Origin of the sequence: Pantoea sp. B566 (assembly GCF_024793925.1) — a bacterium.
GTDB lineage: Bacteria > Pseudomonadota > Gammaproteobacteria > Enterobacterales > Enterobacteriaceae > Pantoea > Pantoea ananatis.
The window spans coordinates 763,338-777,296 of record NZ_JANUQL010000003.1; the positions used below are offsets into that span (position 1 = coordinate 763,338).

The following is a 13,959-nucleotide window of genomic DNA, read 5'->3' on the forward strand; positions in this document are numbered from 1 at the left end:
GTCCCCTTGCCCGCTTATTTTACCGGATGCGTCACAGCGCACCCGGTATTTCCCTTATCTACAAAAATCAAATTAACTTATTGAAATTAAAGTAATAGTTATCACTTTTTGTTGTTTGTTTACATCGCGATTCCTGCATATAAAGGCGTCACCTGTACAGACAATAACGAGGATAAAATGAGCACATTAAATATCGATGACGATGCCGCGATCCCCTTACCTCACTCAACGCCCATTCGCTCCGTCAGCGACGTTGCAAAGTTGATTAATACGCAAAGTGAGAAAAACAGCTACGCACGCTGGATCGTGTTTCTGGCGTTAGGCGGCGTATTTCTGGATGCCTACGACCTGACCACCCTGTCTTACGGCATTGATGATGTCGTGAAAACATTCAGCTTAACGCCCACATTAACCGGACTGGTCACCTCATCCATTATGATTGGCACCATTGTCGGTAATCTGGTCGGGGGCTGGCTGACGGATAAATATGGCCGCTATTCCGTCTTTATGGCGGACATGCTTTTTTTTGTGGTGTCCGCTATTGCGGCCGGCCTGGCGCCGAACGTCTGGGTACTGATTGGCGCGCGCTTTTTGATGGGCGTTGGTGTGGGCATCGATTTGCCTGTCGCGATGGCCTATCTGGCCGAATTTTCGAAATTCTCCGGAAAGGGGAATAAAGCGTCGCGGCTCGCCGCCTGGTGCCCCATGTGGTATGCCGCGTCTTCGGTGTGCTTTCTGATTATTTTTGGCCTTTACTTTCTGCTGCCTGCAGAGCACCTCGACTGGCTGTGGCGCGCTTCATTGCTGTTTGGCGCAGTGCCTGCCCTGCTCATCATTGCTGTGCGCAGCAGGTTTATGAATGAGTCTCCGCTGTGGGCCGCAAACCAGGGGGATTTAAGCGGCGCAGCGCGAATCCTGCGCGATTCGTACGGCATTCACGCGCACGAAGATAAGCGCGCTGAGCCGGCGGCCAAACCCGTCGCCCAGGCGGTCAGTTTTCGCGTCTTGTTTCAAAAACCTTACCGGGAGCGCACCGTTGTGGCGGCGGTGATGAACGCCTGTATTTCATTCGAATATACGGCGATCGCCTTTTTCCTGCCCTCTATCCTGGCGCAGTTTCTGGGGGCGGGCGTCTTTGAAACGATCTCCGCCTCGCTAGGACTTAACGCGCTGTTCGCCTTTACCGGCGGCCTGCTTGGCATGCGTCTGGCCTGGCGATTTCCGTCACGCCATGTTGCGATTGCCGGATTTGCCCTGCAGTTTATTGCGCTGATCTCACTGGCTCTGATTGGCCATCCTGTTGCAACCTACGGCGTCGTATTTGCCATTTTACTGCTGGGGCTGTGGTTGTTTGCTGAGGGCTTTGGGCCAGGAGCGCAGTTAATGATCTATCCCGCCCTCTCCTATCCCACGCACATTCGGGCCACCGGCGTCGGTTTTAGTCGTTCCGTCTCGGGCATCGGGAGCGCGCTGGCGCTGTTCATTCTGCCCATATTGCAGGCGGCTTATGGCACCAATATGTTCTGGATCGTGTCACTAGCCGCCCTCATTCCCATCATTTTCCTGTTAGTCGTCCGGTTTGAACCCACTCGTCACGATATCGATGACCAGTCAACACACGGAGAACACCATGTCTGAGCCCGATTACACCTCACTGGCGGCGCGTTTCCGCCCCATCTTTGCCCGCATCGCCGAAGGCGCTGCCGATCGCGAACGGAATCGTACCCTGCTTCACGAGCCGGTGCGCTGGCTGAAGGCGGCGGGTTTTGGCACGCTGCGTATTCCACAAGCAAACGGCGGATTGGGTGCCTCGCTGCCACAACTGTTCCGCTTACTGACCGAGCTGGCAGAAGCGGATTCTAACCTGCCTCAGGCGCTGCGCGCGCACATGGCCTTTGTCGAGGATCGTCTTAACCAGCCCGACAGTGAGGCGCGCCAGCGCTGGTTTAATCGGTTTATCGACGGTGATATTGTCGGGAGCGGCTGGAGTGAAACAGGCAGCGTTCGATTAGGAGACGTGAATACGCAGGTGTCGCCCGCCGCCAACGGCTGGCGGCTTGAGGGCGAAAAATTTTACAGCACCGGCACGCTGTATGCCGACTGGATTGATGTCTACGCTAAGCGTACGGACAACCAGCGCGATGTCATTGCGGTGGTCAGTACACATCAGGATGCGGTAGTACGGGAGGATGACTGGGACGGATTTGGTCAACGTCTTACCGGTAGCGGAACCACGCGTTTTCATCAGGCCGTTGTGGAACCTGCCCATGTCTATGATTTCAGCGAGCGCTTCCGATATCAAACCGCCTTCTATCAGCATGTCTTACTGGCGACGCTGGCCGGGATCGGCCGGGCTATCGTGCGGGACGTGTCACAGGGCGTAGCAAACCGAAAACGAATCTACAGCCACGGTAATGCCCGTCAGGTCAGCCAGGACGTGCAGGTCTTACAGGTGGTGGGACAGATCAGCAGTTGGATATGGGCAACCGATGCCGCCGTGCAGCGGGCCACGCACGCGCTGCAACAGGCTTTTGATACGCACGTTCAGGGACAAGATGAAACGCAGATTCATGCCGCCAACGTCCAGGCAGAAGTGGAGGCTGCGAAGGCGCAGGTCGTGGCCGTGGATTGGGTGACGCGTGCGGCCAGTGAGCTGTTTAACGCGCTTGGCGCGTCAGATACGCGAGTGAGTAAAGCGCTGGACCGTCACTGGCGCAATGCCCGAACGATTGGCTCGCACAATCCGGTGATCTATAAAAGCCGTAACGTGGGCGACTGGGAAGTCAACGGGCGCGATCCTACCTTTATCTGGCAAATCGGCAGCGGCGAATAGCGCCCCATCACGGAGATAAAAAACCCGGCCGAAGCCGGGTTTTGGTCGCTACATGACTCAATCGAACGCTAGCTGTAAGCATGCAAAGTGCGCTGACACAGCGCGGAACGCACGCAATCCTCTTTGCCAAAACGGACAATGCCCACCATCTCGTCCTCTTCAAAACGCGCCAGCGCGTCCGCGAGACCAGAAGGCACCCCAGCGGGCAAATCGCACTGGGTTATATCGCCGTTAACAATCACCGTGACGTTTTCGCCAAGGCGGGTCAGAAACATTTTCATTTGCGCAGCGGTAACGTTCTGCGCTTCATCGAGAATCACCACTGCATTTTCAAAGGTACGACCGCGCATATAAGCAAAGGGCGCGATTTCAACTTTGCCAATTTCGGGACGCAGACAATATTGCATAAAGGATGCGCCAAGACGTTTAACCAGAATGTCGTAAACCGGGCGGAAATACGGGGCGAATTTTTCTGAGATATCCCCGGGAAGGAATCCCAGATCTTCATCCGCCTGCAGCACCGGGCGCGTAACGATAATCCTGTCGATATCCTTATGAATCAGGGCCTCTGCCGCTTTCGCAGCACTAATCCAGGTTTTGCCGCAGCCTGCCTCGCCGGTAGCGAAGATAAGCTGTTTTGATTCTATGGCGTTGAGATAGTGCGCCTGAGCTTCATTGCGGGCTTCAATCGGAGCACGATCGCGCACATCGCGCGCCATGCCAATCGAGTCCAGCCCACCCATTTGCACCAGCGAAGTGACCGATTCTTCTTCACGCTGACGATGACTGCGGGAGTCATTGCGAAGCACTCGTCTTGCTTCTCGACGCGCTTTGATCACTGCTTTCTGTCTTCCCATAGTGGCACCTTACAGTTGGTTTCATTTCCCGCTCAGGCAACAAGCCCGATGCGATTACGTGAACGCTTTAGAGGTTTCAGTTGGCTTCCTTTAGAGCCGTGACAGGCCATGACGATTGATATCCGGCAGCAAAACAGCCAGGCCGTATACCGGTAAAAAAGGAGTGAGGTTGAAAAGAGAAAACACATTGCGGTGTAAAAGCGGTTGAGGAAGAAACCTCCTCACGGGTAAATGCGATATTTTTTACTGCTGAACGGCTGTAAAAACATCTATCCATGCGCGAACTCCAGTGTGAGACATCAACACGCCCGATTACGCTTTCATAGTAAAGTGAACCATCTTATTGGTATTTTGCAACAGTATTTTCACTTTATTGAAAAATAAATATTCAACCGTGCGTTATCGCCAACCTTACTTAAATTAAATTACGCAAGTATTACAGAGAGTTAGTTTATTTTTCAATGCGGCATCAACGGTTTAAAACGGAGCGCGAAAAAACAGGCGGGAGATAAAAAACCTGAGACAGAAATACGGCACACTGGGCGGTCAGGCACAGAATGCCGTGATTAAAATTTAATCAGCTTTCAAGTAAGGACTGGCCCAAATAATGATTTTCATTGATAACGCCGGGTAATACAAAAAAGTATCCGCCGCCAAAGGGACGTATATACTCTTCCAGCGCTTCACCATTCAGACGGTTTTGTACGGTCAGAAAACCCAATTCTAAATCATGTTGATAACAAACAAACAGCAAGCCCATTTCCATCTGGCCTGACGCTGAAATACCCGCCGAATAACTGTAGCCCCGGCGCAGCATCAGGCTGCTTTCGGTCGCAGGCGTGCGCGGGTTCGCCAGCCGAATATGCGCATCCAACGCAATGACATCGCCATCAGGATCCTGGCGATAATCCGGCACGTCGTGCTCGTTTTTCATGCCCAGTGGTGCGCCGCTTAATTTCTCGCGACCAAAGATCGTTTGTTGCTCACCCAATGGCGTGCGATCCCACATTTCCACATGAAAACGGATCAACCTTACTGCCTGATAACTGCCGTGACGGGCCCACGCGGGTTCCGCCTGCTCTTCCGTTACCCACAGCAGCTTATCCATCAACGCCATGTTATGCGTATCGGGATTGGCCGTGCCGTCTTTAAAACCCAGCAGATTAATAGGCGTTTCTTTTCCCGCGCTGCGCGCGGCATGATCGGAAATAAAACCTTCCCGTCGCCAGCGAATGCCGAGCAAATCGGGCGTATGTTTCACCACATCACGGAGTGCATGAATCACCGTGTCCTGCGTGTTAGCACAGATTTGCAACAGCAGATCGCCGTGGCACTGATTTGCATCCAGAGAGTCGTTAGGGAAACGGCTCATGGCCTGCAGTTTAGCCGGCTTAAGCGCCGCCAGACCAAAGCGCGAATCAAACAGGGAATGACCGACGGAAACCGTCATCGTCAGGTTGTCCGGGGCAATCTCGGCGCCCAGAATGCCTGAATCCAGCGGCGGCAGCTGTGGGTTGGTCACCGCGGGCGCCATCCCGCCCCGGGTCAGAAACGCGATGCGCTGCGTAAGCAGTTTGAACAAACGCTGCAGTTCCTGCTTATCGCGGGTCAGCACATCGAACGCGACCAGCATCATTGACGCCTGCTGTGGCGTCGTAATGCCGGATTGATGCACGCCATAAAAGGGCTGCACTTGCTGACGCGCGTTCGGCGTTACCGTGCCGGGCGAAAAGCTGTCCGGGTTTTCGGCGGCCGCGGCATGAAACGGACAACCACCGCTGACGGCCGCCGCGCCGCCCAGCATCCCCAGTCCTTTCAATAAACGGCGGCGCGATGGCTGGCTTAACGCCTTATCCTTATCCATCATCAATCCAGGCCTAAGGTGCCACGCAGCAGAGAAAGATCTTCCGCCAGGGCAGTAATCGGCCCTTTCAGCGCGGTTCGATCGGCTGGCGTCAGTTTTTCATACGATTCATAACCCTGACCGCTGCGGTATTTATCCAGAATCGCGTCAACTTTCGCGAAATTGGCATCCACTTTTGCCAGAAGCGCTGGATTTGCCTGCTTCAGTACTGGGCGCAACAGCTCGACAATTTTTTGCGCGCCATCCACGTTCGCCCGGAAATCCCACAGGTCGGTACGGCTGTAACGATCTTCTTCGCCGGAGATTTTACTGGAAGCCACTTCTTCGATCAGCCCTGCGGCGCCGCCCACGACCTTGGCCGGTGGGAACGCCAGCTCGCTAACGCGTTTCTGTAAATCGCGCACGTCGTTGTTTAACTGCTCGGCATAGCCCGCCATATCTTTGGTGCTATTATCGGCAAACAACGCTTTCTCAAGCCGGTGAAAACCGGTGAATTTCGGGTCTTCAGCCTTTTTCTCGTAATCATCTTCACGGGCGTCAATGCGACCATCCAGATCGGAGAACAGCTCAGCTATCGGCTCTATACGTTCGTAATGCTGGCGCGTGGGGGCAAACAGCGCTTTGGCTTTTTCGATATCTCCGGCTTTCACCGCATCCGTAAAGGCCTGGGTTCCCGACACCAGCTGGTTGACTTCGTCCGTCACGTAGGCTTTGTAGGCGTTGATTGGCCCCGCCAGCTGCATCAGTTCTGTTTTACCTTTCTGAACGTTTTTGCCCGCGCCGCCCTGGACAATCAGCTTGCCTTTCGGGTTCGTCAGCAGGCCGCAGGTCATTTCATATTCGCCCGCTTCAAGGTTGGCGGTCAGTTTTTGACTGAAGCCGGGCGCAATATTTTCGCGCTCCTCAACCACCATCACCCCTTTCAGGATTTCCCATTCCAGCGCCTTTTGGCTGTTGTTTTTGATCAGAAACTGAGTCTTGCCCGCCTGAACCGTCAGTGACATCGGTTCACACTGCTTGTCCGTGACACTCACGCTAACCTGTGGAATGGCTGCAGCCAGTGTGGAGCCGGAAACCGCCAGCAGCGAAGCCAGCACCGCGTGACGACGAAAACGCTTCTTCATATTTTTCCCTATTCAGTCAGAGGCGCGCCTGACGCGCCCGGTAAACGCGTTAGCGCGCAGCGGCTGAGGTTCCAGCACGTGCAGGCATAACAAACAGTAATAATGCCGGAATCAAATAAAGCAGCCAGACGGCCACTTCACTTACGCTGGGGGCTTCCTGATAACCCAGAATGCCTTCAAGCAGCGTGCCAAACAGTGAATGGGTCGATAAGGTGTTACTCATATCGAAGGCCACCTGCTGAAAATGGTTCCACAGCCCGGCTTCATGAAAGGCACGGATAGCGCCAGCTGCCAGCCCCGCGGCCACCAGAAGAATAAAAAGGCTGGTCCAGCGGAAAAAGTGCGCCATATTCAGACGAACCCCGCCCCAGTAGATCAACATGCCCAGCACAACGGCCGTCGCCAGGCCAAGCACGGCCCCCAGCGGCGGCGCATAACCGACGTCCTGAGTGAAGGCGGCCAGTAAAAAGAACACTGACTCCAGCCCTTCCCGGGCGACGGCAAGAAACACCATCAGGACCAGGGCCAGGCCGCCCCCGGCTGATTTCTGTAAAGCCTGATCGACCGCCTGCTCCAGTTCCAGCTTGATATTGCGCGCCACCCGGCGCATCCAGAACACCATTGAGGTCAGGATGACGACCGCGACCACCGCAACAATGCCTTCAAAAAGCTCTTGCTGCTTCTGAGGAAACTCCCCTGTGGTTTGGTTAATGACGATGCCCAGCGCAAGGCAAAGCGCAGCGGCAATAAACACGCCCGCCCACATGGCAGGGAACCATTGTGTGCGCTGCGTCCTTTTCAGGTAGCTGGCAATAAGGCTCACGATGAGCGCTGCCTCCAGGCCTTCACGCAGCATGATGAGAAAGGGAACAAACATCGCCGACCTCTTGAATGTTAAGCAGCGTAAATGGGACGTAAATTTACGTAAAAACGAACGATACCGATTATCATTACCACTCAGAAAAAAACAAGTTCCTCCGTGAAATAATTTCGTAACTGTCTGTGCCAGACGCAGGCCAAAAAAAAGCCTGCCCTTTACAGGGCAGGCTTTACAACACGTTCACGCCTTATTTAGTCTGGAATTCTGCCTCGGCAGTATCGAAGCGTTCAATGGCCGCTGCAGAAGGTTCCCGGCCTGCCAGGCTGAAGACCACAATGGCGATACTGGCAAAAATAAAGCCCGGAATGATTTCATACAGGCCGAGCCAGCCATACTGTTTCCATACCAGTACCGTGACCGCACCGACAATCATTCCCGCCAGCGCACCGTTGCGGTTCATGCGTTTCCAGCACACGCCAAACAGGACTACCGGTCCAAATGCCGCGCCAAAACCGGCCCATGCATAGCTGACCAGACCTAACACCCGGTTTTCGGGATTCGACGCCAGCGCGATGGCCACTAACGCTACCAGCAGCACCATGAGGCGCCCTACCCAAACCAGTTCTTTCTGGCTGGCATTCTTGCGTAAAAAGCCTTTGTACAAATCTTCCGTCAGCGCACTGGAGCAGACCAGCAGCTGGCAGCTGAGCGTGGACATGACCGCCGCCAGAATGGCAGACAGTAAAATACCGGCAATCCACGGATTAAACAGAATACGTGCCAGCTCAATAAAGACGCGCTCTCCATTCTGTGAAACGCCCGCAGCCAGAGAAGGATTATTGTGGAAATAGGCGATCCCAAAGAAGCCCACGGCCACCGCGCCCGCCAGACAGAGAATCATCCACGCCATGCCGATACGGCGCGCGGTACGAATGGAACGATGTGAATCCGCCGCCATAAAACGTGCCAGGATATGAGGCTGACCGAAATAGCCCAGTCCCCAGCCCAGCAGTGACAGCACGGCCACGAAATTCAGGCCTTTGAACATATCGACGTTTTCAGCGTTTTTGGCCTCAATCACTGCCATCGAATCGCTCCAGCCACCCACGGCGATGACCACGATGACTGGCGTCAGGATCAGCGCGAAGATCATCAGGCTGGCCTGAACGGTATCCGTCCAGCTCACCGCCAGGAATCCGCCCACCAGGGTATACAGAATGGTGGCGGCGGCACCGGCCCAGAGGGCGGTGGAGTAATCCATACCGAAGGTGCTTTCAAACAGACGCGCGCCCGCTACCACGCCTGATGCGCAGTAGATAGTGAAAAACACCAGAATCACCACGGCAGAAATGACCCGCAAGATTTTGCTGCGATCTTCAAAGCGGCTGGTAAAGAAGTCAGGCAGCGTCAGGGCATTATCATGATGTTCCGTCTGAACCCGTAAGCGCCCCGCGACAATCTTCCAGTTAAACCATGCACCAATAATCAGGCCAATGGCGATCCAGCTTTCAGAGATACCGGAAAGAAAAATGGCACCCGGCAATCCCATTAGCAACCATCCACTCATATCGGAGGCTCCAGCGGACAGCGCAGTCACGACACTGCCCAGGCTGCGTCCGCCCAGAATATAGTCGTCGAAGTTTTTCGTTGAGCGCCAGGCAATAAAACCGATAAGCACCATCCCAAGGATATAAATTAAAAAGGTCACCAACATTGGCGTACTTACTGTCATTTGTTTCTCCGTTATTATCCGATCTCTTGAGAGAAATCTTTTTCCTGCCCCCCTCGGAACGTGAAGGCGTCAGGCTGTTACCGCATCAAGAGAAAGCGATTTCCCTTAAGGCGCGGTATCCTGCCGTAAAGGCACGGCGCACACAATGCATTTAACACATCCGTCACATCAGTTTCACCTCTCAATCCCTTTTTAATGCTCACAGGTTGCACTCGCTCACAATAAAGTTGCACCTTTGCAATGATTTCACCCTTTAAATTGAATGAGGTTGCAACTTTGGCGAGTTTTTTGCAGCAAGATTTGTGCCGCTTTTAAATGTTAATTAAAAAAGGGGTTTCAAAGTGTGCAACCGAGGTCACATTTAACCTGGTTGCACAAAGTTGCAACATGGGTAATAGTGCAGCCCATGCTCTGGTCAAAACCGTTTTAAGGAAGAGAAAATCATGGGAACAACAACCATGGGGGTGAAGCTGGATGAAGCCACCCGCAACCGTATTAAACTGGCGGCGCAGAAACTCGATCGCACGCCTCACTGGCTGATTAAACAGGCGATCTTTAATTATCTGACCCAGTTAGATGCCGGTGAAACGGTGGATGAGATCCCCCTGCAGCTTAACGACTCAGCGTCCGATGAGCTTGCCCCGGAAGAGATGGTTCAGCCCTTCCTTGAATTCGCCGAAAACATTTTGCCGCAGTCGGTCGCCCGCTCTGCGGTGACAGCCGCCTGGCGCCGTCCTGAAACTGATGCCGTTCCCATGTTGCTTGAGCAAGCGCGCCTTCCCGCCGCCCTGGCAGAAAAAACGCAGCAGCTGGCGCACCAGCTGGCCGACAAGCTGAGGCACCAAAAAGGGGCGACCGGCCGTGCCGGCATGGTGCAAAGCCTGCTGCAGGAGTTTTCACTCTCCTCTCAGGAAGGTGTGGCATTAATGTGCCTGGCCGAGGCTTTGTTGCGTATCCCGGATAAGCCCACCCGCGATGCGCTGATCCGCGACAAGATCAGCAACGGTAACTGGCAGTCACATCTTGGCCGCAGCCCGTCACTGTTTGTGAACGCCGCGACGTGGGGATTACTGTTTACGGGCCGTCTGGTCTCAACGCACAATGAAGTCAACCTGTCGCGCTCGCTCAACCGAATTATTGGCAAGAGCGGCGAGCCGCTCATCCGGAAAGGCGTGGATATGGCGATGCGCCTGATGGGCGAACAGTTCGTGACCGGTGAAACCATTGCCGAAGCCCTGGCCAACGCCCGCAAGCTTGAAGAAAAAGGCTTTCGTTACTCCTACGATATGCTGGGTGAAGCCGCCCTGACGGCCAGCGATGCCAAAGCCTATCTGGTTTCTTATCAGCAGGCGATTCACGCCATTGGTAAAGCCTCAAACGGTCGGGGCATCTATGAAGGCCCGGGCATTTCTATCAAGCTGTCCGCACTCCATCCGCGCTACAGCCGCGCGCAGTATGATCGGGTGATGGATGAACTGTATCCGATTCTGAAGTCGCTGACCCTGTTGGCCCGCTCTTACGACATCGGCATTAACATTGATGCGGAAGAGGCCGATCGTTTAGAGCTGTCTCTCGATATGCTGGAGCGGTTGTGTTTTGAACCCGAGCTTGAAGGCTGGAACGGCATAGGTTTCGTGATTCAGGCTTATATGAAGCGTTGCCCGTTTGTGATTGATGAGCTGACAGATCTGGCCCAACGCAGCCGTCGTCGTCTCATGATTCGCCTGGTGAAAGGCGCTTACTGGGACAGCGAGATCAAACGCGCCCAGGTGGAAGGACTGGAAGGCTATCCGGTTTATACCCGTAAGGTGTACACCGACATTTCTTATCTGGCCTGCGCCCGTAAACTGCTGGCGGTGCCCAATCTGATCTATCCGCAGTTTGCCACACATAACGCGCACACGCTGGCCGCGATCTATCAACTGGCGGGCAATAACTATTATCCCGGACAGTATGAGTTTCAGTGCCTGCATGGCATGGGTGAACCGCTCTACGATCAGGTGGTAGGCAAAGTGGCAGACGGCAAGCTCAATCGTCCCTGCCGTATCTATGCCCCCGTAGGTACACATGAAACCCTGCTGGCTTACCTGGTGCGTCGCCTACTGGAAAACGGTGCGAATACCTCCTTTGTTAACCGTATTGCCGACACGTCCATGCCGATAGAGGAGCTGGTCGCCGATCCGGTGAGTGAAATTGAAAAACTGGGTGCCAGCGAAGGCACCCTGGGCCTGCCACATCCAAAGATCCCGCTGCCGCGAGACTTATATGGCAGCGACCGGGTTAACTCTGCGGGTCTGGATATGGCTAACGAGCACCGCCTTGCTTCCCTGTCCAGTGCTCTGCTGAGCGGCGCGAGTGAGCCTTATCTGGCACAACCGCTTATTGACGGCCCTGCTGGTAGCGGAGAAAGCCAGAATGTGGTGAATCCGGCCGCGCCGTCGGACGTCGTCGGTACCGTTCGCCATGCCTCAGAACAGGAGGTTTCCCAGGCCATTGAGGCGGCGGTCAATGCCGGTCCCATCTGGTTTGCCACTCCGCCGCAGGAGCGCGCGGCCATCCTTGAGCGTGCAGCCCAGTTAATGGAAGGTCAGCTACAGCAGTTGCTGGGCATTCTGGTGCGAGAAGCCGGTAAAACCTACAGCAACGCCATTGCCGAAGTGCGTGAGGCCGTGGACTTCCTCTATTACTACGCTGGCATCGTCCGCCTTGATTTTGACAACGAAACGCACCGCCCACTGGGACCTGTGGTCTGTATCAGTCCGTGGAACTTTCCGCTGGCCATTTTTACCGGTCAGGTCGCAGCCGCGCTGGCGGCCGGAAACAGCGTGCTGGCGAAGCCTGCCGAGCAGACGCCGCTGATTGCCGCGCAGGCCGTTGAGATCTTACTGAGTGCCGGTGTCCCGCCTGGCGTCGTGCAACTGCTGCCGGGCCTCGGTGAAACCGTGGGCGCACAGCTCACCGGAGACGAACGCATTCGTGGCGTGATGTTCACCGGCTCCACGGCGGTCGCCACCCTGTTGCAACGTAATCTGGCAGGTCGGCTGGATCCCCAAGGCCGCCCCACTCCGCTGATTGCTGAAACCGGCGGCATGAATGCCATGATTGTCGATTCATCCGCCCTGACAGAACAGGTGGTGATCGATATCGTCGCCTCGGCCTTTGACAGCGCGGGTCAACGCTGCTCTGCGCTGCGTCTGCTGTGCGTTCAGGAGGACGTCGCGGAACATACGTTGAAAATGCTGCGTGGCGCGATGGCGGAGTGCCGTATGGGCAATCCGGAGCGCCTGTCCACCGATATCGGCCCGGTGATCGATAAAGAGGCCAAAGCCAACATTGAGCGCCATATTCAGGCCATGCGCAATAAAGGCTTTAAGGTGTTTCAAACGGCGCAGGATCATCCACAGGACAGCAAAGAGTGGGCAACCGGAACCTTTGTGAAACCGACGCTGATTGAACTGGATAAGGTCAGCGATCTGACGCAAGAGGTATTTGGTCCGGTGTTGCACGTTGTACGCTTCACCCGCAGTGGCCTGCCGCAGTTGATCGAACAGATTAACGCCTCGGGCTATGGGCTGACGTTAGGCGTCCATACCCGCATTGACGAAACCATCATGCAGGTCACCGCAGCGGCCAAAGTGGGCAATCTGTACGTTAACCGCAACATGGTTGGCGCGGTGGTGGGCGTGCAACCATTCGGCGGCGAGGGGTTATCCGGTACCGGTCCGAAAGCGGGTGGCCCGCTTTATCTGTATCGCCTGCTGGCGAATCGCCCGGACAACGCACTCAGCACCACCCTCGCCCGTCAGGATGCTGAGCGCCCGGCCGACCATGCCCAGCGTCAGCTGCTGCTGGCAGCGCATCAGGCATTGAGCGAGTGGGCAAAAGATAAGCCTCAGCTGTCTTCACTGTGCCAGCATTATGCCGAGCTGGCTCAGGCAGGCACGGTACGCCTGCTGCCCGGTCCAACAGGCGAACGCAATACCTTCCTGTTGCTGCCGCGTGAGCAGGTACTCTGTCTGGCGGATAACGAGCAGGATGCTCTGATTCAACTGGCGGCGGTCACCAGCGTAGGCAGCCAGGCACTGTGGCAGGACGATGAGCTGCACCGCGCACTGCTGGGCACCTTACCGGCGGCGGTGAAAAACCGCATTACGCTCTCCAACGATCCCCTGTCTGCGCATTTTGACGCCGTTATCTATCACGGTGATGCCGACCAGCTCCGCAACCTGTGCGAACAGGTCGCGGCGCGCGAAGGTGCCATCGTGTCGGTGCAGGGTTTTGCGCGCGGCGAAACTAATCTGCTGCTGGAACGTCTGCTGATTGAACGTTCGCTTAGCGTTAACACCGCAGCCGCGGGCGGCAATGCCAGCCTGATGACAATCGGGTAACGTCCTTCAGACCGATCGCTTACGTTAAAGGTTCATGCCCGGGCATGAACCTTTTTTTTGCGCTGAGCGTTGGGCGATATATGGATGGCCCTGGCATGATGAAACAGGTCGGCTGGGCACAGGTGGTGATCATGTTGCGGGGCAACGCCTCACGCTGGCTTGACGGGGTGGAAGGGATTGATCGTATTCACCTGATTCTGGGAGTGACGATTTTTCTGGTGTCTCCGTTTACCCGCCTTGTGCACATCTGGAGCGCGCCGGTCGAGTATTTCACGCGCCGCTATCAGGTGATGCGCGCGCGTAACTAAGCCTGACCGCAATCCGGCCCGCTATCAGCGGCC

The 13,959-nt window shown here is 55.4% G+C and carries 8 protein-coding genes and 1 pseudogene; 4 read left to right on the forward strand and 5 right to left on the reverse strand.

Translation table 11 applies throughout. The features are described from left to right. Positions 1–177 precede the first annotated feature (177 nt). Both NYE92_RS05300 and NYE92_RS05305 read left to right on the forward strand, forming a co-directional pair. Entirely contained in the window at positions 178–1,638 is a 1,461-nt protein-coding gene (locus NYE92_RS05300; protein ID WP_014593915.1) for an MFS transporter, read from the forward strand. Continuing rightward, positions 1,631–2,833, forward strand: coding sequence for an acyl-CoA dehydrogenase family protein (locus tag NYE92_RS05305; protein ID WP_015700089.1), 1,203 nt, complete (start codon positions 1,631–1,633; stop codon positions 2,831–2,833). Before NYE92_RS05300 ends, NYE92_RS05305 begins: the two co-directional genes overlap by 8 nt. 68 nt (positions 2,834–2,901) lie before the next feature. Here the strand turns inward: NYE92_RS05305 and phoH are convergent, their stop codons facing one another. The 5 genes from phoH to putP form a co-directional block, all read right to left on the reverse strand. After that, on the reverse strand, positions 2,902–3,690 hold the full coding sequence (phoH, locus tag NYE92_RS05310) for a phosphate starvation-inducible protein PhoH (protein WP_013026125.1): 789 nt from the start codon (positions 3,688–3,690) through the stop codon (positions 2,902–2,904). A gap of 577 nt (positions 3,691–4,267) precedes the next feature. Then, on the reverse strand, positions 4,268–5,557 hold the full coding sequence (efeB, locus tag NYE92_RS05315) for an iron uptake transporter deferrochelatase/peroxidase subunit (RefSeq protein WP_014605589.1): 1,290 nt from the start codon (positions 5,555–5,557) through the stop codon (positions 4,268–4,270). Further along, the gene (gene efeO / locus NYE92_RS05320) at positions 5,557–6,678 is read right to left on the reverse strand and encodes an iron uptake system protein EfeO (RefSeq protein WP_022623274.1); all 1,122 of its coding nucleotides are present in this window, start codon (positions 6,676–6,678) and stop codon (positions 5,557–5,559) included. The genes efeB and efeO overlap by 1 nt, the downstream gene beginning before the upstream one ends. A gap of 49 nt (positions 6,679–6,727) precedes the next feature. After that, complete coding sequence (efeU, locus tag NYE92_RS05325) at positions 6,728–7,555, reverse strand: iron uptake transporter permease EfeU (RefSeq protein WP_013026128.1); 828 nt, start codon at positions 7,553–7,555, stop codon at positions 6,728–6,730. 190 nt (positions 7,556–7,745) lie between these two features. After that, the gene (putP, locus tag NYE92_RS05330; protein ID WP_013026129.1) at positions 7,746–9,230 is read right to left on the reverse strand and encodes a sodium/proline symporter PutP; all 1,485 of its coding nucleotides are present in this window, start codon (positions 9,228–9,230) and stop codon (positions 7,746–7,748) included. Positions 9,231–9,673: 443 nt separating this feature from the next. On the opposite strand from putP, the gene putA reads away from it, so the two are divergent. Together putA and NYE92_RS05340 are read left to right on the forward strand one after the other, a co-directional pair. Further along, positions 9,674–13,618 (forward strand): trifunctional transcriptional regulator/proline dehydrogenase/L-glutamate gamma-semialdehyde dehydrogenase, encoded by a 3,945-nt coding sequence (gene putA, locus NYE92_RS05335; RefSeq protein ID WP_259018678.1) that lies wholly within the window; start codon positions 9,674–9,676, stop codon positions 13,616–13,618. A gap of 74 nt (positions 13,619–13,692) precedes the next feature. Continuing rightward, a pseudogene (locus tag NYE92_RS05340) lies at positions 13,693–13,926 on the forward strand (respiratory nitrate reductase subunit gamma); the annotation flags it as partial. Between the last annotated feature and the right edge of the window lie 33 nt (positions 13,927–13,959).

Bases quoted from the DNA above. Each gene is read 5' to 3' on its own strand.
- NYE92_RS05300 (WP_014593915.1), top strand. From the start codon at position 178: ATGAGCACATTAAATATCGATGACGATGCCGCGATCCCCTTACCTCAC.
- NYE92_RS05305 (WP_015700089.1), top strand. From the start codon at position 1,631: ATGTCTGAGCCCGATTACACCTCACTGGCGGCGCGTTTCCGCCCCATC.
- phoH (WP_013026125.1), bottom strand. From the start codon at position 3,690: ATGGGAAGACAGAAAGCAGTGATCAAAGCGCGTCGAGAAGCAAGACGA.
- efeB (WP_014605589.1), bottom strand. From the start codon at position 5,557: ATGATGGATAAGGATAAGGCGTTAAGCCAGCCATCGCGCCGCCGTTTA.
- efeO (WP_022623274.1), bottom strand. From the start codon at position 6,678: ATGAAGAAGCGTTTTCGTCGTCACGCGGTGCTGGCTTCGCTGCTGGCG.
- efeU (WP_013026128.1), bottom strand. From the start codon at position 7,555: ATGTTTGTTCCCTTTCTCATCATGCTGCGTGAAGGCCTGGAGGCAGCG.
- putP (WP_013026129.1), bottom strand. From the start codon at position 9,230: ATGACAGTAAGTACGCCAATGTTGGTGACCTTTTTAATTTATATCCTT.
- putA (WP_259018678.1), top strand. From the start codon at position 9,674: ATGGGAACAACAACCATGGGGGTGAAGCTGGATGAAGCCACCCGCAAC.